The organism is Allosediminivita pacifica (assembly GCF_003054175.1).
GTDB classification, from domain to species: Bacteria; Pseudomonadota; Alphaproteobacteria; order Rhodobacterales; family Rhodobacteraceae; genus Allosediminivita; species Allosediminivita pacifica.
Genome location: NZ_QBKN01000014.1, coordinates 106308 through 124624, shown reverse-complemented (window position 1 = coordinate 124624; position 18317 = coordinate 106308). Strand labels below are relative to the sequence as shown.

The window sequence follows — 18317 nt, the reverse complement described above, 5'->3', positions numbered from 1 at the left end:
CGAAAACGACCACGACAGCCTCGGCGACACATCAACACTCGCCGACCCCTCCGTCGTCGACGACCTCATCGAACACCGCATGAACAAAGGCTGAGAGGATGATGGACGGAACCACGACAACAGCCGCCCCGGTGCTGATCCTGCTGGGCCCCCCGGGGGCCGGCAAGGGCACGCAGGCGCGCATGCTGGAGGAGCGCTTCGGTCTCGTGCAGCTCTCCACCGGCGACCTGCTGCGCGCCGCCGTGGCAGAGGGGACCGAGGCAGGCAAACGCGCCAAGGCCGTCATGGACGCGGGCGAGCTTGTCAGCGACGAGATCGTCATCGCCATTCTGCGCGACCGGCTCGACCAGCCCGACTGCGCGCGGGGTGTCATCCTCGACGGCTTCCCGCGCACCACCGTGCAGGCCCAGGCGCTCGATGCACTGCTCGACGAACGCGGCCAGCGCATCGACGCGGCCATCAGCCTCGAGGTGGACGACGCCGCGATGGTCGAGCGCATCTCAGGCCGCTACACCTGCGCAGCCTGCGGCGAGGGCTGGCACGACAGCTTCAAGACGCCCACGGAACCGGGCGTCTGCGACAAGTGCGGCGGCACCGAATTCAAGCGGCGTGCCGACGACAAGGCGGAAACCGTCGCCGCGCGGCTCGAGGCCTACAACGCCCAAACCGCCCCGCTGGTCGCCTACTACGACAAGACAGGCGCCCTCAGCCGTATTCCGGCCATGGGCGCCATCGACGAGATCGCCGCGGACCTGGCGGCGCGCGTAAGACCGCTGACGGGCTAGGCCCGCCAGTTCATTGTGCCTCCTGGGGAGGGGGACGTTTCGGAGAAGGAGGAGGACCCGCACCATGGCGGATCAAACATCGCATTCCGCGAACACGCTATCGGAGTCGGGGAAGGCCTACTGGAAGGCCAACCTGCGCATCATCATCATCAGCCTGATCATCTGGGCCCTGGTCAGCTTCGGCTTCGGCATCCTGCTGCGCCCGCTGCTTTCGGGCATCCCGGTCGGCGGCACGGACCTCGGCTTCTGGTTCGCCCAGCAGGGCAGCATCCTCGTCTTCCTGGCGCTGATCTTCTTCTACGCCTGGCGGATGAACAAGCTCGACCATGAATTCGGTGTGGACGAGGAGTAAGTCACAATGGATCAGTTCACCATCAACCTGCTCTTCGTGGGCGCGAGTTTCGCGCTCTACATCGGCATTGCCATCTGGGCCCGCGCGGGCTCGACCTCGGAGTTCTATGCCGCGGGTCGTGGCGTGCACCCTGTCACCAACGGCATGGCCACCGCGGCCGACTGGATGTCGGCGGCATCCTTCATCTCGATGGCGGGTCTCATCGCCTTCGTGGGCTACGACAACTCCACCTACCTGATGGGCTGGACCGGGGGCTTCGTGCTTCTCGCACTGCTGCTCGCGCCCTACCTGCGCAAGTTCGGCAAGTACACGGTCTCCGAGTTCATCGGCGACCGCTTCTACAGCCCGACCGCACGGCTTGTCGCCGTGATCTGCCTCATCATCGCCTCGACCACCTACGTGATCGGTCAGATGACAGGGGTGGGCGTGGCCTTCGGCCGCTTCCTCGAGGTCGACAACACCACCGGCCTTCTGATCGGCGCCGTTGTCGTCTTCGCCTATGCGGTCTTCGGCGGCATGAAGGGTGTGACCTACACGCAGGTCGCACAGTACTGCGTGCTGATCCTCGCCTACACGATCCCGGCGATCTTCATCTCGCTTCAGCTGACCGGCAACCCGATCCCCGCGCTTGGCCTTTTCAGCGACACCCAGAACGGCGAGCCGCTGCTGGCCACGCTTGACCAGATCGTCACCGACCTCGGCTTCAACGAGTACACCGCCCAGAACGGCGACACGATCAACATGGTGCTCTTTACGCTGTCGCTCATGATCGGCACCGCCGGCCTTCCGCACGTGATCATGCGCTTCTTCACCGTGCCGCGCGTGGCCGACGCGCGCTGGTCGGCAGGTTGGGCGCTGGTCTTCATCGCCCTGCTCTACCTCACGGCCCCGGCCGTGGGTGCCATGGCACGGCTCAACATTACCGACCAGTTCTGGCCCCAGGGTACCGAGGAACAGGCCGTGTCGCTCGAAACCATCGAGAACGATCCGGCCTATGACTGGATGGCCACTTGGCAGCAAACCGGCCTTCTGGGCTGGGAAGACAAGAACGGCGACGGCCGCATCCAGTACTACAACGATGCGGACCCGGACATGCAGGCGCGTGCCGAGGAAGAAGGCTGGGCCGGCAACGAGTTCACGAACTTCAACCAGGACATCCTCGTGCTTGCCAACCCGGAAATCGCGAACCTGCCGTCCTGGGTGATCGGCCTCGTGGCGGCGGGCGGCCTTGCAGCAGCACTTTCGACGGCGGCCGGCCTCCTGCTCGCGATCTCCTCGGCGGTCAGCCACGACCTGATGAAGGGACAGCTCACCCCCAACATCAGCGAAAAGGGCGAGCTCATGTCGGCCCGCGTTGCCATGGCCATCGCAATCTGCGTGGCCACCTACCTTGGCCTCAACCCACCGGGCTTCGCGGCCCAGACAGTGGCGCTGGCCTTCGGTCTTGCGGCGTCGTCGATCTTCCCTGTGCTGATGATGGGCATCTTCACGAAGGTGAACAGCAAGGGCGCAGTGGCAGGCATGCTCGCCGGCCTGCTGACCACGCTGCTCTACATCTTCATGCACAAGGGCTGGTTCTTCATTCCCGACACAAACCAGTTCACCGACGCGGCACCGCTGCTGGGCCCGATCAAGTCGACCAGCTTCGGGGCGATCGGCGCGATCATCAACTTCACGGTGGCCTTCATCGTGTCGAGCATGACCGCCCCCATCCCGCAGGAGATTGAGGACCTCGTTGAATCGGTCCGCGTCCCGCGCGGCGCCGGCGCCGCCACCGATCACTGATCTGGCGGACGCCTTTGCGAAACCGTCCCGTTCCGCGTAAGCGGGACGGGACACGCATTTCCGGGGAAACGATATGGCCACGCTCGAGGGACATGCCTTCATCGCGACCAGCCTCGACGGGTTTATCGCCCGTACCGATCACGAGATCGATTGGCTCAACAAGCAGCCGCTCGACGGTGACGATCACGGCTACGAAGCCTTTGTCGCACGCATGGACGGCGTAATCCTGGGCCGCCACTCCTTCCGCAAGGTACGCGGTTTCCCCGAATGGCCCTACAAGACGCCCGTCGTGGTGCTGAGCCGGACGCTCACACAAGATGATATTCCGGCCCCGCTGCGGCGCGACGACCGCGTCCGCATCGCCGGAACCAGCCCTTCCCGGCTGGCCGCCACGCTCGCAGCCGAGGGATGGAGACGCGCCTACATCGACGGCGGTGCGACAATCCAGTCCTTCCTGCGGGCGGGCCTTCTCAATGAGATCACGATCACGCAGGTGCCGATCCTGCTCGGGGCCGGGCGACGGCTGTTCGGACCGCTCGAGGAAGACATCGACCTGGAGCTGCGCGAAGTGCGCAGCTACCGCTCGGGGCTCGTCGCGACCCGCTACCGCATCCTTTCATCCGCGCCGGAGATCTGAATGCCGCTCGACCTGCCCGCCCTGCGCCGCTTTCTCTCCGCCGTGCACCCCTACGACGCGCTTGACCCCGAAGCGCTCGACCGGCTGCTGCCGGAGTTCCGGCAGGAACGGGTTCCGGCGGGCGCGCAGGTCTACACGCTCGGCGCGCCGCTGGAGGGCCTCTATCTGATCCTCGAGGGCCAGATCGAGGTGCGTGACGAAAACGGCGTCGCCATATCACTGCTCGGCCCGCGCAACTCCTTCGGCGAACGCGGGCTGCTGCGCGACGGCAAGGCAGCCACCGCTGCCAGCGCACTCGAGGATAGCCTGCTGCTCATACTGCCCCCGGCCGCTTTCGATACGCTGATCGCCGAGGAACCGGCCGCGCGGCGCTTCTTCGATCGCTCCCGCGCGCCGCGCAGCAGCAAGACGGATCTCGCCACGAGCCGGGTCGAGACGCTCATGACGCGCAACCCGCTGACCTGCGCGCCCGACACACCGGTCCGCGAGGCCGCCCGCCTGATGGCGGGGCGTCATGTCTCGTCCATCTGCGTGACGGAAGGGGGCACACTGCACGGCATCGCCACGCTGCGCGACATCTCGGGCAAGGTGGTCTCCGAGGCCCTGCCCTACGACACGCCCATCTCGCAGATCATGAGTGCGGACCCGATGACCCTGCCCCCCTCGGCGCTGGGATCGGACGTCCTGCACATGATGCTCGAAAGACGCATCGGGCATGTGCCCGTGACCGAGGGCGGGCGCCTGACGGGCATGGTCACTCAGACAGATCTCACACGGTTCCAGGCGGTCAGCTCGGCGGGTCTGGTGGCCGAGGTCGCCGCCGCCGAAACGCCCCAGGCCATGGCGCAGGCGACCGCGCGCATTCCGCAGTTGCTGGTACAGCTCGTCGCAGGCGGCAACAGGCACGAGGTCGTCACCCGGCTGATCACCGACGTCGCAGACACGGTTACGCGAAGGCTGCTCGCCTTGGCCGAGGACAAGCTCGGGCCGCCACCTGCCCCCTACCTCTGGCTCGCCTGCGGCAGCCAGGGCCGGCAGGAACAGACCGGCGTCAGCGACCAGGACAACTGCCTGTTCCTCGACGATTCCGTGTCGGATCAGGATCTTCCATACTTTCATGAACTGGCGAAATTCGTCAGCGACGGCCTGCATGCCTGCGGCTACGTCTACTGCCCGGGCGACATGATGGCGACCAACCCGCGCTGGTGCCAGCCGATGCGGGTCTGGCGGCAGTATTTCCACGGCTGGATCACCAAGCCGAGCCCCGAGGCGCAGATGCTCGCCAGCGTCATGTTCGACCTGCGCCCCATCGGCGGAACAACGGCGCTCTTCGAGGATCTCCAGCGCGACACGCTCGGCGACGCCGCGCGCAACTCGATCTTCACCGCGCACATGATCGCCAACTCGCTCAAGCACACACCGCCTCTCGGACTTCTGCGCGGCTTTGCCACGATCCGCTCGGGCGAACACAAGAACCAGCTCGATCTCAAGCACAACGGCGTCGTACCCGTCGTCGACATGGGGCGTGTCTATGCGCTTCAGGGCAAGCTGACGCAGGTAAACACCCGCGGGCGGCTCGAAGCGGCGCAGGCCGCAGGGGTGTTGAGCCAACGCGGTGGGCAGGATCTGCTCGCCGCATACGACCACATTTCCGAGACCCGGCTGGAACACCAGGCCCGGCGCGTCCGCGAGGGGGACGCGCCCGACAACTTCGTGGCGCCTGCGGTCCTTTCGGATTTCGAACGCAGCCATTTGCGCGACGCCTTCGTTGTGGTCAAATCCATGCAGTCGGCGCTGGGACACGGGCGCGGGGCGCCCGGCTGAAACAAGGGTCGAAACGGGGGGAGAGATGTTTCTGGAACTGATAGCGGTGTTCGTGGCCGGCTTTGCCGGCGCGGGCGCGACCTTGCTTCTGGCGCGTCTGACCGGGGGACGCCTGCCCCGTTGGATCGTGCCGCTCGGCGCCGGGGCCGCCATGCTCGCCGCGACGATCAGCAGCGAATACAGCTGGTTTTCGCGCACATCCCAAGCCCTGCCCGAGAGCATGACCGTCGCCGAGACCGGCACCTCCCGCGCGCTCTGGCGCCCGTGGACCTATGCCTTCCCGTTGACCGATCGCTTCGTCGCGGTCGACACCGGCGGGCTTCGTGCAAACTCGCAGCAAGAGTCACTGTACCTCGCCGACCTCTATTTCTTCGGTCGCTGGCAGCCGGTTCAATCGGTCGAGGTCATGGTGGACTGCGGAGCAGGCCAAAGGGCCGACCCGGCCCTGGGCGACGGCTCGCCGCCGGTCTGGCGCGATGTCGGGCCAGACGACGGGATCGTGCGAACCGTTTGCGCGCAGGTCTGACACATGCAGCGCTACAGCCTTCGCTTCCGCATCTTCCTCTTCTTCGTGTTCCAAGCGCTCGGCAGCACCGCCGTCGTCCTGATCGCACTCTGGTTCGGGCACCACCGCAGCGACGCAAACGGCGCGACAAGCGGCTTCATCCTGGCCGCGACGCTCTCTGCCTTCGGCCTTGTGGGGCTCACTGCCGGCATCTGGCTGCTCTTCGACGAAAACATCGCCCGCCCGATCGAGGCGCTCGCCGCACGGCTTCGGGTCCGCGCCCACGCCCAGGTCGAAACCCCCGTCTCGGCCGAAGAGGCGCGCTATCTCGGCGACCTCGGCCCCGCCGCGCAGGCTGTCTCGGATGCGCTCAATCGCACGGCCATGGACTCGGCCATGCAGGTCTCGCGCGAAACCGAGCGGCTCGCCCGAGAACGGGAACGCCTCACCGCGCTGCTGACCGAGATACCCGTCGCGATGATCCTCGTGAACGCCTCGGACCAGATCGTGCTCTACGACGGGCAGGCCGCCGAAGTCCTTGCCCAGCTCGGCGTCCCACGGCTCAACGCGCCGATCGGCGACTATTTCAGCGCCGATTGCCTAACCGAAGCCCGTGCGCGCCTGCATCGCAGCGGCCGCGAGGTGAGCTTCACCGCCTGCGGAAGGACCGGCGCCCAGCGCTTCGAGGCCCGCATGCGCCCGATGGACGGCGGTGGCTACATGCTCATGATCGACGAGGAAGAGCCGACGCTATCGCCAGGCGCCTCGCGACCGCTCGTCTACGACTTCGACCTGCTGGATCGCGGAGCCTCTCGTGCGAGTGAGGACCTGCCCCTGCGTGCTCTGACCTACGCGGTCTTCGATACCGAAACGACGGGCCTGCTGCCCCACAAGGATGAGATCGTCCAGATCGGCGCTCTGCGGATCGTGAACGGCCGCATTGTCCCGGGCGAGGTCATCGACCAGCTGGTCAACCCCGGTCGCACGATCCCGGCCTCTGCCTCAAAGGTGCACCGCGTAACCGACGCCATGGTCCAGGGCGCCCCGGACATCGCATCGGCCGGTGCGAGATTTCACGAATTCGCGAAGGGTTCTGTCATCGTTGCGCACAATGCGCCCTTCGACATGGCCTTCCTGCGCCGGCATGCCCAGCGCATGGGCGTGGAATGGGACAACCCTATCCTCGACACTGTTCTGCTGTCGGCGGTGCTTTTCGGGACCAATGAGACACACACGCTCGACGCGCTCTGTGACCGCCTTGGCGTGGCTCTACCCGCGATGCTGCGTCACACGGCGCTCGGGGACGCCCAGGCGACGGCCGAGGTCTTCGTCAGGATGCTGCCGCTTCTCGAGGCTCAGGGGCTGACGACCTTCGGCGAGGTGATTGCCGAAACGCGCAGGCATGGCCGGCTTCTGGAGGACATGAACTGAGGTCGTTGAGCGCGGTCAGCAAGGCAGCGGCTCCCCCCTCGCCCCGCGTGGCAGCGGTGAGAGCCTTGGCCCGGCGCGTGAGCTCCATGTAAATCCGCTGGGCCCAAAGCGCCCGGCAGATCACGCGATCCGGTCGCTGCGGCATCGGCCAATGCCCCCGCATCGCATTGCTCCATGGTCCATCGAAGCTCGCGGCCGTGGCATCCAGCGTGACAACAACATCTGCGGCCTGCCCCGGCCCCATCGGGGTCAGGCCGGACACGTCGTGCCCCATCCGCATGAGCACCTGCGCCACGACCGGATCGACCTCGCGCAGCGGGGAGAGGCCACCCACCGAAGCATGAAAACGGGCCATTCCGTAGCGCTGCAGAACCGCCGCGGCGATCGGGCCTGCACCACCGGCTTCCCCCTCAAGGAAAAGCACTTGCCAAGGCGTGGTGCGGCGTGCCGATCCTCGGGCCAGCCGCCCCTCGGCCACCTGCTCCGCGATACCGCACATGATCTGCTCAATCGCTTCGGGACAGGCACGATAGCGACGCTCCGGCCCTTCGCGCCGCGCGGTCACCAGCCCCGCGCGCGACAGCGCGCTCAGGTAGACCGAGAGCGTGGAAGCCTTGAGCCCGAGGTCGCGCGCGATCATCCCTGCTGGCAGCTCCCCCGGCAGGTGACGCATCAAAAGTCGGAGCACAGCCTGTCGCTGCACATGTCCAAGCGCCTGAAGCCGCGCGGAAAGCTGATCCCGTTCCATGGTTCGTGAAATAGCGAAGAGCTCCTTGCCAGTCGGTTAATCGCCCCGGGCTCGCAGATCCATTTCCAGACCACTCAAATTTTACCGTTTGATAAAATTTACTTCCGTGGCAGTCTTTTTCCATAAGACAAGGATCAGGGAGCCAGCATGACCAGCCAACTGACCCCGGGGATCGTGCCCGGACGCCTTGGGCCCGAGGAGATCGGAAAGAACTTCTCCGACCTGCACGCCCCGCTCGACCGCCACGAAGCGACCGTCGCCGCGGACCGGTGTTACTTCTGCCACGAGGCGCCCTGCGTGACCGCCTGCCCGACCGAGATCGACATCCCGCTCTTCATCCGGCAAATCGCCACCGGCATGCCCGAAGCCGCGGCCAAGACGATCTTTGAACAGAATATCCTCGGCGGCATGTGCGCCCGCGTCTGCCCGACCGAAACGCTCTGCGAAGAGGCCTGCGTGCGCGAAGCCGCCGAAGGCAAACCTGTCGAGATCGGACGCCTCCAGCGCCACGCCACGGACAGCCTCATGTCCCGCCAGGGCCACCCCTTCCACCGCGCCGCCGAGACCGGCAAGCGCGTCGCCGTGGTCGGCGCCGGCCCCGCCGGTCTTGCCTGCGCGCACAGGCTTGCCATGAAGGGCCACACGGTCACCATCTACGAGGCCAGGTCCAAGCCCGGCGGGCTGAACGAATACGGCATCGCCGCCTACAAGGCGACCGACGCCTTCGCCGCGCGCGAGGTGGACTGGTTGCTAGGTATCGGTGGCATCACCATCGAATATGACCGCCCCCTCGGTGCCGATCTCGACCTCGAAACCCTGCGGACCGACTTCGACGCCGTCTTCCTGGGCATGGGGCTTGGCGGCGTGAACGCGCTCGACGCTCCCGGCAACGATCGTGACGGGGTTGCCGACGCCGTTGATTTCATCGCCGAACTCCGCCAGTCCGAGAACCTGACAAAGCTGCCCGTCGGGCGGCATGTCGTGGTCATCGGCGGCGGCATGACCGCCGTCGACGCGGCTGTACAGTCAAAGCTGCTGGGTGCCGAGCAGGTCACGCTCGCCTACCGCCGCGGCCCCGACAAGATGCCCGCCAGCCAGTACGAACGCGACCTCGCCACCTCCAAGGGCGTGCGCATCCTGACCCACGTCATGCCCAAGGCCATGCACGGCAACGGATCGGTCGCCGAGATCGAACTGGAATACACTCAAGAAATCGACGGCAGCCTGCAAGGCACCGGCGAAACCTTCCGCCTGCCCGCCGACCAGGTCTTCCGCGCCATCGGCCAGAGCCTTGTCAGCGGGCTCGGGCTCGACATGGCGGGTAGCAAGATCGCGACCTCGGACAACGGCCGCACCTCCCTCGACAAGGTCTGGGCCGGCGGCGACTGCACGCCCGGCGAGGACCTGACCGTGGTTGCCGTTTCCGAAGGCCGGGACGCAGCCGAAGACATCCACGCCGCCCTGACCGGCGCCTGAGGAGGACACCCAGATGGCAGACCTCACGAACGACTTCCTGGGCGTCAAAAGCCCCAACCCCTTCTGGCTTGCCTCGGCGCCGCCCACCGACAAGGAATACAACGTCCGCCGCGCCTTCGAGGCCGGCTGGGGCGGTGTCGTCTGGAAGACGCTGGGCGCCGAAGGCCCGCCGGTGGTCAACGTCAACGGCCCCCGCTACGGCGCGATCTACGGCGCCGACCGCCGCCTTCTCGGGCTCAACAACATCGAACTCATCACAGACCGCTCGCTCGAGACCAACCTTGAGGAAATGGCCCGCGTGAAATCCGACTACCCAGACCACGCGCTGATCGCCTCGATCATGGTCCCCTGCGAGGAAGAGGCCTGGGCGGCTATCCTGCCCCGGGTCGCCGAAACCGGCGCCGACGGGATCGAGCTCAACTTCGGCTGTCCGCACGGCATGTCCGAACGCGGCATGGGCGCCGCCGTGGGTCAAGTGCCCGAGTACATCGAGATGGTCACCCGCTGGTGCAAGAAACACTACGACCGGCCCGTGATCGTCAAGCTGACGCCGAACATCACCGACATCCGCAAGCCCGCCACGGCAGCCAGGAACGGCGGCGCCGACGCGGTGAGCCTGATCAACACGATCAACTCAATCACCTCGGTCAACCTCGACAGCTTCGCGCCCGAACCCACCATCGACGGCAAGGGCACACACGGCGGCTACTGTGGCCCGGCGGTCAAGCCCATCGCCATGTCCATGGTCTCCGAGATCGCCCGCGATCCAGAAACCCACGGCCTGCCCATCAGCGGCATCGGCGGGATCACAACCTGGCGCGATGCGGCGGAATTTATGACGCTCGGCTGCGGCACCGTGCAGGTCTGTACCGCGGCCATGACCTACGGCTTCAAGATCGTCGAAGAAATGAAGCGCGGCCTGTCGGAGTGGATGGACGACAAGGGTTTTGCCAGCACCTCGGATTTTGTCGGCAAGGCAATCCCGAACGTCACCGACTGGCAGTACCTCAACCTCAACTACGTCACCAAGGCGCGCATCGACCAGGACGCCTGCATCAAGTGCGGCCGCTGCTACGCCGCCTGCGAAGACACCTCGCATCAGGCCATCTCGATGAGCCCGGACCGCGTGTTCGAGGTCGAGGACGACGAATGCGTCGCCTGCAACCTCTGCGTCGACGTCTGCCCGGTCGAGGAGTGCATCACCATGGAGCGCCTGCCCACCGGGTCGGTCGATCCGCGCACCGGCAAGCGGATCGAAACGGACTACGCCAACTGGACGACGCATCCCAACAACCCGTTGGCCCCGGCCGCGGAATGAGAAGCCTGCGGCTGACTGGGCCCCTCGGTCAGCCGCAACCGAAATGGCAGGTCGTGGCGCCGCGTCAGATTTCGCCGGCCTCACGGGCAGGGGTCAGCAGCCGCATGAACAGGCCTTCCACATGGGCGCAGGCCCGACGCCAGGCCGCTTCCTTTTCGGGCATCAGCACATCCACCTGCGCCTCGAAATCCGCGTAGTGCTGCGTCACAGCCCAGATGGTGAAGAGCAGATGTTCGGCGTCCACGGGCGCCAGCCTGCCGCTCTCGCTCCAACCGCGGATCAGCGCGCACTTCCTATCGAAAAGCGGCTTCAGCGCCGCTTTCAGGTGCGGCGCCATCCGCGGCGCCCCCTGAAGGATCTCGCCCGCAAAAAGTCGGCTCTCCCGCGGCATGACGCGGCTCATCTCCATCTTGCTGCGGACGTAGCCCATGATCTCAGCAACCGGGTCCTCGGCGTCCTGCAGCGCCTCGAGAGGCGCCAGCCATTCGCTCATCAGCGCGTTCAGCAATTCGACATGGATCGCCTCCTTGCTGTCGAAATAATACAGCATGTTAGGCTTCGACATGCCCGCCCGTCCCGCGATCTGGTCGAGCGTGGCACCGCGGAATCCGTGCTGCGAAAAAACGTCCAGCGCGGCTTCGAGAATCTTCTTGCGGTTGCGCCTCTGGATTCGGCTCCGCGGCTTTGCGGCCCCCGGGCGAGAGGAAAGAGCGCCATCATCGGCCATAATCGATTTTCCCAATGCTGATACAATGTGCGCCGAGACTGACATCCGGGCAGAGCTTCCTGCGAAGCCGCTCCGCCGCGCTTGACAGGCTACCGACCCGTTGCAATCGTGACTTTACCAAATGGTAAAAAACCGGCGCGGCCTTGGTCAAGCGCAACGCCGCGAAGAACGAAGACAGGGGACGAAAAATGGCGGCACCGGGTGAGAACCTGCGCATCGACGGCGAACGGCTCTGGGAGAGCCTCATGGAAATGGCCAAGATCGGCCCCGGCGTCGCGGGGGGCAACAACCGCCAGACCCTGACCGACGAGGATGCCGAGGGCCGCGCGCTCTTCCAGAAGTGGTGCGAGGACGCGGGCTGCACCATGGGTCTTGACCAGATGGGCAACATGTTCGCCCGTCGCGAAGGCACCGATCCCGACGCCCTGCCCGTGTACGTGGGCTCGCACCTCGACACGCAGCCTACCGGCGGCAAGTACGACGGCATTCTGGGCGTCCTCGGCGGGCTCGAACTGATCCGAAGCCTCAACGACCTCGACATCAAGACCAAGCACCCGATCGTCGTCACCAACTGGACCAACGAGGAAGGCACCCGCTTTGCCCCCGCGATGTTGTCCTCGGGCGTCTTTGCCGGGATGCACACGCAGGACTGGGCCTATGACCGCGTGGACGCCGAGGGAAAACGCTTCGGCGACGAGCTCGTGCGCATCGGCTGGAAGGGCGAGGAAGAGGTCGGCGCGCGCAAGATGCACGCCTTCTTCGAGCTGCACATCGAACAGGGCCCGATCCTCGAGGCCGAGGGTGTCGACATCGGAGTCGTCACCCACGGACAGGGGCTGAGCTGGACGCAGGTGACCATCACCGGAAAGGACGCGCACACCGGCTCCACCCCCATGCCGATGCGTAAGAACGCGGGCCTCGGCATGGCGCGTGTGCTGGAAAAGGTCGAGGAGATCGCCTGGTCGCACAAGCCCCACGCCGTGGGCGCGGCGGGCCACATCGACGTCTACCCCAATTCGCGCAACGTGATCCCCGGCAAGGCCGTCTTCACCGTCGACTTCCGCTCGCCGGACCTCGCCGTGATCGAAGACATGGAAAAGCGCCTGCGCGAGGACGCGACGAAGATCTGCGAGGACATGGGCCTCGAGGTGGAATTCGAGAAGGTCGGTGGTTTCGACCCGGTCGAATTCGACCCCGAGTGCGTCGGCGCCATCCGCAGCGCCGCCGAACGGCTTGGCTACAGCCACATGAACATCGTCTCGGGCGCGGGCCACGACGCCTGCTGGATCAACCGCGTGGCGCCCTCGGCCATGGTCATGTGCCCCTGCGTCGACGGGCTGAGCCACAACGAGGCCGAGGAGATCAGCAAGGACTGGGCCCGCGCGGGCGCCGAGGTCCTGTTCCATGCCGTGGTCGAGACGGCGCAGATCGTGGAGTGACAGGGAGGGAGGGGGCTCTGCCCCCGTCGCCCCGATGGGGCGACTCCCCCGGGATATTTGAACCAAGAAGAAGACCGCGACGCGAGACGGTCTGGAGGGAGAAGAAGATGAGCACAGTGATCAAGAACGGCACCGTCGTGACGCATGACATGAGCTTCGAGGCCGACGTGCTGGTCGAGGGCGAGACCATCGCCGCGATCGGCAAGAACCTCGACGGGGACACGGTGCTCGACGCCACCGGATGCTACGTCATGCCCGGCGGCATCGACCCGCACGTGCACCTCGAGATGCCCTTCATGGGCACCTACTCCACCGACGACTTCGACACCGGCACCCGCGCGGCGCTGGCGGGCGGCACCACAATGGTCGTCGACTTCTGCCTGCCGCAGCCGGGCCAGGGTCTGCTCGATGCGATCCAGATGTGGGACAACAAGTCCACGCGCGCGCATTGCGATTTCTCCTTCCACATGGCCGTCACCTGGTGGGGCGAGCAGGTCTTCGACGAGATGAAGACCGTGGTCGAGGAACGCGGCATCAACACCTTCAAGCACTTCATGGCCTACAAGGGCGCGCTGATGGTGAACGACGACGAGATGTACGCCAGCTTCCAGCGGCTGGCCGAGCTCGGCGGCATCGCCATGGTCCACGCCGAGAACGGCGACGTGGTGGCCGAGCTTTCCGCCAAGCTTCTGGCCGAGGGCAACACCGGCCCCGAGGCGCATGCCTATTCGCGGCCCAGCCAGGTCGAGGGCGAGGCCACCAACCGCGCGATCATGATCGCCGACATGGCGGGCGTGCCGCTTTATGTCGTGCACACCTCCTGCGAGGAGAGCCACGAGGCCATCCGCCGCGCGCGCCAGCAGGGCAAGCGCGTCTGGGGCGAACCGCTGATCCAGCACCTGACGCTCGACGAGAGCGAGTATTTCGACAAGGACTGGGACCACTCCGCCCGCCGCGTGATGTCGCCGCCCTTCCGCAACAAGAAGCACCAGGAAAGCCTCTGGCACGGGCTGCAGGCCGGGTCTCTGTCGGTGGTGGCCACCGACCACTGCGCCTTCAGCACCGACCAGAAACGCTACGGCGTGGGCGATTTCACCAAGATCCCCAACGGCACCGGCGGAGTCGAGGACCGCATCCCGCTGCTCTGGACCCAAGGGGTCGGCACCGGACGCCTGACGCCCGAGGAATTCGTGGCCGTGACCTCCACCAATATCGCCAAGATCCTGAACTGCTACCCGAAGAAGGGCGCGATCCGCGAAGGCGCCGACGCCGATATCCTCGTTCTGGATCCCGAGAAGGAAAAGACGATCAGCGCCGCCACGCAGGCCAGCGCCATCGACTACAACGTCTTCGAGGGCATGCAGGTGAAGGGCCTGCCGCGCTTCGTGCTGACCCGCGGGCAGCTTGCCGTGAACGACGGGGAGCTTCAGAGCGAGCCGGGCCACGGCAAGTTCGTCAAGCGCTCGGGCAACGGCCCGGTCAACAAGGCGCTGTCGAGCTGGAAGGAGCTCACCTCGCCCCGCCCGGTGGAACGCACCGGCATCCCGGCCACGGGGGTGTAAGGGACACATGCAGAGCGCCGCAGCCCAATCCGCCCCGGCCCCGCAGAGCGCCCCCGCCGTCGTTTCGGCGCGGAACCTCTTCCTGACCTTCCAGACCGCCGACGGCCCGGTGAACGCCCTCTCGGACGTCACGCTCGACATCTCCAAGGGGGATTTCGTCAGCTTCATCGGCCCCTCGGGCTGCGGCAAGACCACCCTCCTGCGCTGCATCGCGGCGCTGGAGACGCCCACAGGCGGCAAGCTCACCGTCAACGGCATGGACCCCGACGCCGCCCGCAAGGCGCGCGCCTACGGCTACGTGTTCCAGGCGGCGGGGCTTTATCCGTGGCGCACCATCGGCGGCAACATCCGCCTCCCGCTTGAGATCATGGGCTTTTCCAAGTCCGAGCAGGAAGAGCGTGTCGCCCGTGTCCTCGACCTCGTGGAACTGACGGGTTTCGAAAAGAAATTCCCCTGGCAGCTTTCGGGCGGGATGCAGCAGCGGGCCTCGATCGCCCGGGCGCTCGCCTTCGACGCCGACATCCTGCTCATGGACGAACCCTTCGGCGCCCTGGACGAGATCGTGCGTGACCGGCTCAACGAGGAGCTCTTGGGCCTCTGGGACCGCACGGGCAAGACCATCGCCTTCGTCACACACTCGATCCCCGAGGCGGTCTACCTGTCCACACACATCGTGGTCATGTCGCCGCGGCCGGGCCGGATCACCGACGTGATCGAAAGCCCCCTGCCCCGGCAGCGCCCGCTCGACATCCGCGACAGCCCCGAGTTCATCGAGGTGGCCCACCGCGTCCGCGAAGGTCTGCGCGCTGGGTACGAGGAATGAGCGAGGCCGTGGCAGAAGGCACCGCTCCGCGCCCGCATCGGCGGCTGCCCATCCCGCCGGTCGTGCCCATGATCGTGGCGCTGATCGCGCTCTGGTACGTCGCCGCGGTGCCGATGAACATCAAGGAAGCGCTCACGCAGGTCGAACGCGACGGCGCCGTGGTCTCCCCCGAAAGCGCGGTGGAGCGGCGCGACATGTCCAACTGGGCGCTCGTGGCGCGCAACCCGCAGCACATCGCCGGCAGTTGGGCCACCGCGCGTCCGCGCCTGCCCGCGCCGCACGTTGTGGTGGAAGAGCTCTACGACTCGACAATCGGCGAAGAGGTCAACGGTCGCCGTGGCCTTGTCCGCTCGGGCAGCCTCTCGAACCGCAGCCTCGTCTACCACGGGCTCGTGACGCTCAACGCCACCTTCGTGGGCTTCCTGATCGGTGCGGTGCTCGGCGTGGCGCTCGCCATCGGCATCGTGCACAGCCGCGTCATGGACATGAGCGTCATGCCCTGGGCCATCGTCAGCCAGACCATCCCCATCGTGGCGCTGGCGCCCATGATCATCGTGGTGCTCTATTCCATCGGCGTGCAGGGTCTGATCCCCAAGGCGGTGATCTCGGCCTACCTCAGCTTCTTCCCTGTGGTCGTGGGCATGGTGAAGGGCCTGCGCGCGCCCGACGGGATGCAGCTCGACCTCATGCGCACCTACAACGCCGACGCCCGCACCGTGCTCCAGAAGCTGCGACTGCCAAGCTCGGTGCCCTACCTCTTCGCCTCGCTCAAGATCGCCATCGCGGCGAGCCTCGTGGGCGCCATCGTGGGTGAGCTTCCGGTGCAGCGCGGCGGGCTTGGCGCCCGGATGCTGGCGGGAAGCTACTACGGCCAGACCGCGCAGATCTGGGCCGCGCTTCTGACCGCCGCCGCCCTTGCCGCAGTCCTTGTGGGACTGCTCGGCTGGCTTGAACGGAAAACCCTCGCCCGCATGGGGATGCAGACATGAGCCTCGTCGTCTTCGCACTGATCCTCTGGGCCGCCGGCTGGGCGATCAACGTCCGCATCGCCAACGGCCCCGGCGGCACAACCCGCGCAGGCGCGCTCGCCGTGCCGATCATCTTCGGCGCCACCCTGCTCGGCATGTGGGAGCTCATGGTGCGCGGCTTCGACGTGCCCCGCGTGATCCTGCCGCCGCCCAGCATGATCGCCACAACCTTCTCCGAGAACCTCGGCATGCTCTGGGGCGATTTCGTCCAGACCATCCTCAAGGGGGCGCTTACGGGCTACCTCATGGGCTGCGCCGCGGCCTTCCTCGTGGCGCTGCTGGTGGACCGCTACGATTACCTGCGCCGGGGCCTGCTGCCGCTGGGCAACTTCATGGCCGCCCTGCCCATCGTGGGCACCGCGCCGATCCTCGTGATGTGGTTCGGCTTCGGCTGGCAGTCCAAGGCCGCCGTGGTCGTGCTCATGGTCTTCTTCCCGATGCTCGTGAACACCGTCGCGGGGCTTTCGGACACGACCAACATGCAGCGCGATCTCATGCGCACCTATGCCTCAAGCTGGGGCCAGACCCTGCTCAAGCTCCGCCTGCCCGCGGCTTTGCCGTTCATTTTCAACGGCCTGAAGGTCTGCACCACGCTGGCGCTCGTCGGGGCCATCGTTGCCGAGTTTTTCGGCAGTCCCACGCTGGGGCTCGGCTTCCGCATCTCGACCAGCATCGGGCAGCTTGACCTCGGCATGGTCTGGGCCGCCATCTTGGTGGCCGCGATCTTCGGTACGCTTTTCTACGGCATCATTGCCGGCCTCGAAAAGCGCCTGACCTACTGGCACGCCTCGCAGCGGGGCTGACAGTTCCAGAACCCGGACCCGGGACAACCCGGGCCGTCACCGACGACAACATGGAGGTTCGTCAATGCATCGCAATATCCTCGCCGCCGCCGCGGCGTCCCTGGCCTTCGCCGCGCCCGCCATGGCGCAGGACGAGGTCACGCTGCAGCTCAAGTGGGTCACGCAGGCCCAGTTTGCCGGCTACTACGTGGCGCTCGAAAACGGCTACTACGACGAGGCGGATCTCGACGTCACCATCCTGCCCGGCGGCCCAGACATCGCACCCACGCAGGTGATCGCCGGGGGCGGTGCCGACGTGATCGTGGAATGGATGCCCGCCGCGCTTGCCGCGCGCGAAAACGGCCTGCCGCTGGTGAACGTCGCCCAGCCTTTCAAGGCCTCAGGGATGATGCTCACCTGCTGGGGTGACGTCGGCATCGAGGAACCGGCCGACCTTGCGAACCGCACGCTCGGTGTCTGGTTCTTTGGCAACGAATATCCCTTCTTGTCGTGGATGAGCCAGCTCGGCATCGACACCGACGGCGCCGACGAAAACGGCGTCGAGGTGCTCAAGCAGGGCTTCAACGTCGACCCGCTGCTCCAGCGCCAGGCCGACTGCATCAGCACCATGACCTACAACGAATACTGGCAGGTCATCGACGCGGGCGTCGCACCCGAGGAACTCGTGACCTTCCAGTACGAGAACCAGGGCGTCGCCACGCTCGAGGACGGTCTCTACGTGCTCGAGGACGATCTCGAGGACGAGGCTTTCGTCGACAAGATGGCCCGCTTCGTGGATGCCTCGATGCAGGGCTGGAAATGGGCCGAGGAGAACCCCGAGGAAGCGGCCATGATCGTGCTCGACTACGACGAGACCGGCGCCCAGACGGAACAGCACCAGATCCGCATGATGGAAGAGGTCGCCAAGCTCACCGCCGGCACCGAAGGCGCCCTGGACGAGGCGGACTACGAGCGTACGGTGGAAACCCTGCTCGCCGGCGGTTCCGACCCGGTGATCACGAAAGAGCCCGAAGGCGCCTTCACCCACGCTGTCACCGACAAGGCGCTGGCCGACTGAGACGGTCTCGGATCGAG

At 66.3% G+C, this 18317-nt stretch carries 17 protein-coding genes; 15 read left to right on the top strand and 2 right to left on the bottom strand.

Features of this window, described 5'->3' with window-relative positions:
- Positions 1 to 101: 101 nt before the first annotated feature.
- The 7 genes from C8N44_RS12560 (at position 102) to C8N44_RS12530 (ending at position 7319) form a co-directional block, all read left to right on the top strand.
- Complete coding sequence (locus tag C8N44_RS12560) at positions 102 to 785, top strand: adenylate kinase (protein ID WP_107977064.1); 684 nt, start codon at positions 102 to 104, stop codon at positions 783 to 785.
- A 64-nt stretch (positions 786 to 849) separates the two neighbouring features.
- Positions 850 to 1137, top strand: coding sequence for a DUF4212 domain-containing protein (locus C8N44_RS12555; RefSeq protein ID WP_107977054.1), 288 nt, complete (start codon positions 850 to 852; stop codon positions 1135 to 1137).
- Positions 1138 to 1143: 6 nt separating this feature from the next.
- Positions 1144 to 2922, top strand: coding sequence for a sodium:solute symporter family protein (locus C8N44_RS12550; RefSeq protein WP_107977052.1), 1779 nt, complete (start codon positions 1144 to 1146; stop codon positions 2920 to 2922).
- Positions 2923 to 2995: 73 nt separating this feature from the next.
- On the top strand, positions 2996 to 3559 hold the full coding sequence (locus tag C8N44_RS12545; RefSeq protein WP_107977050.1) for a dihydrofolate reductase family protein: 564 nt from the start codon (positions 2996 to 2998) through the stop codon (positions 3557 to 3559).
- On the top strand, positions 3560 to 5383 hold the full coding sequence (locus tag C8N44_RS12540) for a DUF294 nucleotidyltransferase-like domain-containing protein (protein ID WP_107977048.1): 1824 nt from the start codon (positions 3560 to 3562) through the stop codon (positions 5381 to 5383). It abuts the gene before it with no gap.
- Positions 5384 to 5408: 25 nt separating this feature from the next.
- Positions 5409 to 5909, top strand: coding sequence for a hypothetical protein (locus C8N44_RS12535; protein WP_107977046.1), 501 nt, complete (start codon positions 5409 to 5411; stop codon positions 5907 to 5909).
- Between the two features lie 3 nt (positions 5910 to 5912).
- On the top strand, positions 5913 to 7319 hold the full coding sequence (locus tag C8N44_RS12530; protein ID WP_107977044.1) for a 3'-5' exonuclease: 1407 nt from the start codon (positions 5913 to 5915) through the stop codon (positions 7317 to 7319).
- On the opposite strand, the gene C8N44_RS12525 is transcribed toward C8N44_RS12530, so the two are convergent.
- Entirely contained in the window at positions 7219 to 7959 is a 741-nt protein-coding gene (locus tag C8N44_RS12525; RefSeq protein ID WP_425352943.1) for a hypothetical protein, read from the bottom strand. The two genes, C8N44_RS12530 and C8N44_RS12525, sit on opposite strands and share 101 nt — an antisense overlap.
- A gap of 255 nt (positions 7960 to 8214) precedes the next feature.
- Between C8N44_RS12525 and C8N44_RS12520 the strand changes: the two genes are divergently transcribed.
- Together C8N44_RS12520 and preA are read left to right on the top strand one after the other, a co-directional pair.
- The gene (locus C8N44_RS12520) at positions 8215 to 9543 is read left to right on the top strand and encodes an NAD(P)-dependent oxidoreductase (protein WP_107977040.1); all 1329 of its coding nucleotides are present in this window, start codon (positions 8215 to 8217) and stop codon (positions 9541 to 9543) included.
- Positions 9544 to 9556: 13 nt separating this feature from the next.
- Positions 9557 to 10861, top strand: a complete 1305-nt coding sequence (gene preA, locus C8N44_RS12515) for an NAD-dependent dihydropyrimidine dehydrogenase subunit PreA (RefSeq protein WP_107977038.1) — start codon at positions 9557 to 9559, stop codon at positions 10859 to 10861.
- Between the two features lie 64 nt (positions 10862 to 10925).
- Here preA and C8N44_RS12510 read toward each other — a convergent pair whose 3' ends face one another.
- Positions 10926 to 11507: a TetR family transcriptional regulator C-terminal domain-containing protein gene (locus tag C8N44_RS12510; RefSeq protein ID WP_342587785.1), complete on the bottom strand. Its 582-nt coding sequence runs from the start codon at positions 11505 to 11507 to the stop codon at positions 10926 to 10928.
- Positions 11508 to 11776: 269 nt separating this feature from the next.
- On the opposite strand from C8N44_RS12510, the gene C8N44_RS12505 reads away from it, so the two are divergent.
- The 6 genes from C8N44_RS12505 to C8N44_RS12480 all read left to right on the top strand — a co-directional run bounded on the left by C8N44_RS12505 (position 11777) and on the right by C8N44_RS12480 (position 18300).
- Positions 11777 to 13027, top strand: coding sequence for a Zn-dependent hydrolase (locus C8N44_RS12505; protein ID WP_107977034.1), 1251 nt, complete (start codon positions 11777 to 11779; stop codon positions 13025 to 13027).
- A 107-nt stretch (positions 13028 to 13134) separates the two neighbouring features.
- On the top strand, positions 13135 to 14589 hold the full coding sequence (gene hydA / locus C8N44_RS12500; protein ID WP_107977032.1) for a dihydropyrimidinase: 1455 nt from the start codon (positions 13135 to 13137) through the stop codon (positions 14587 to 14589).
- Between the two features lie 7 nt (positions 14590 to 14596).
- Positions 14597 to 15412 (top strand): ABC transporter ATP-binding protein, encoded by an 816-nt coding sequence (locus C8N44_RS12495; RefSeq protein WP_107977030.1) that lies wholly within the window; start codon positions 14597 to 14599, stop codon positions 15410 to 15412.
- A gap of 68 nt (positions 15413 to 15480) precedes the next feature.
- Positions 15481 to 16401, top strand: a complete 921-nt coding sequence (locus C8N44_RS12490; RefSeq protein ID WP_244641075.1) for an ABC transporter permease — start codon at positions 15481 to 15483, stop codon at positions 16399 to 16401.
- The gene (locus C8N44_RS12485; RefSeq protein WP_107977026.1) at positions 16398 to 17243 is read left to right on the top strand and encodes an ABC transporter permease; all 846 of its coding nucleotides are present in this window, start codon (positions 16398 to 16400) and stop codon (positions 17241 to 17243) included. Before C8N44_RS12490 ends, C8N44_RS12485 begins: the two co-directional genes overlap by 4 nt.
- Before the next feature lie 64 nt (positions 17244 to 17307).
- Positions 17308 to 18300, top strand: a complete 993-nt coding sequence (locus C8N44_RS12480) for an ABC transporter substrate-binding protein (RefSeq protein ID WP_107977024.1) — start codon at positions 17308 to 17310, stop codon at positions 18298 to 18300.
- The last annotated feature ends 17 nt before the right edge of the window (positions 18301 to 18317 follow it).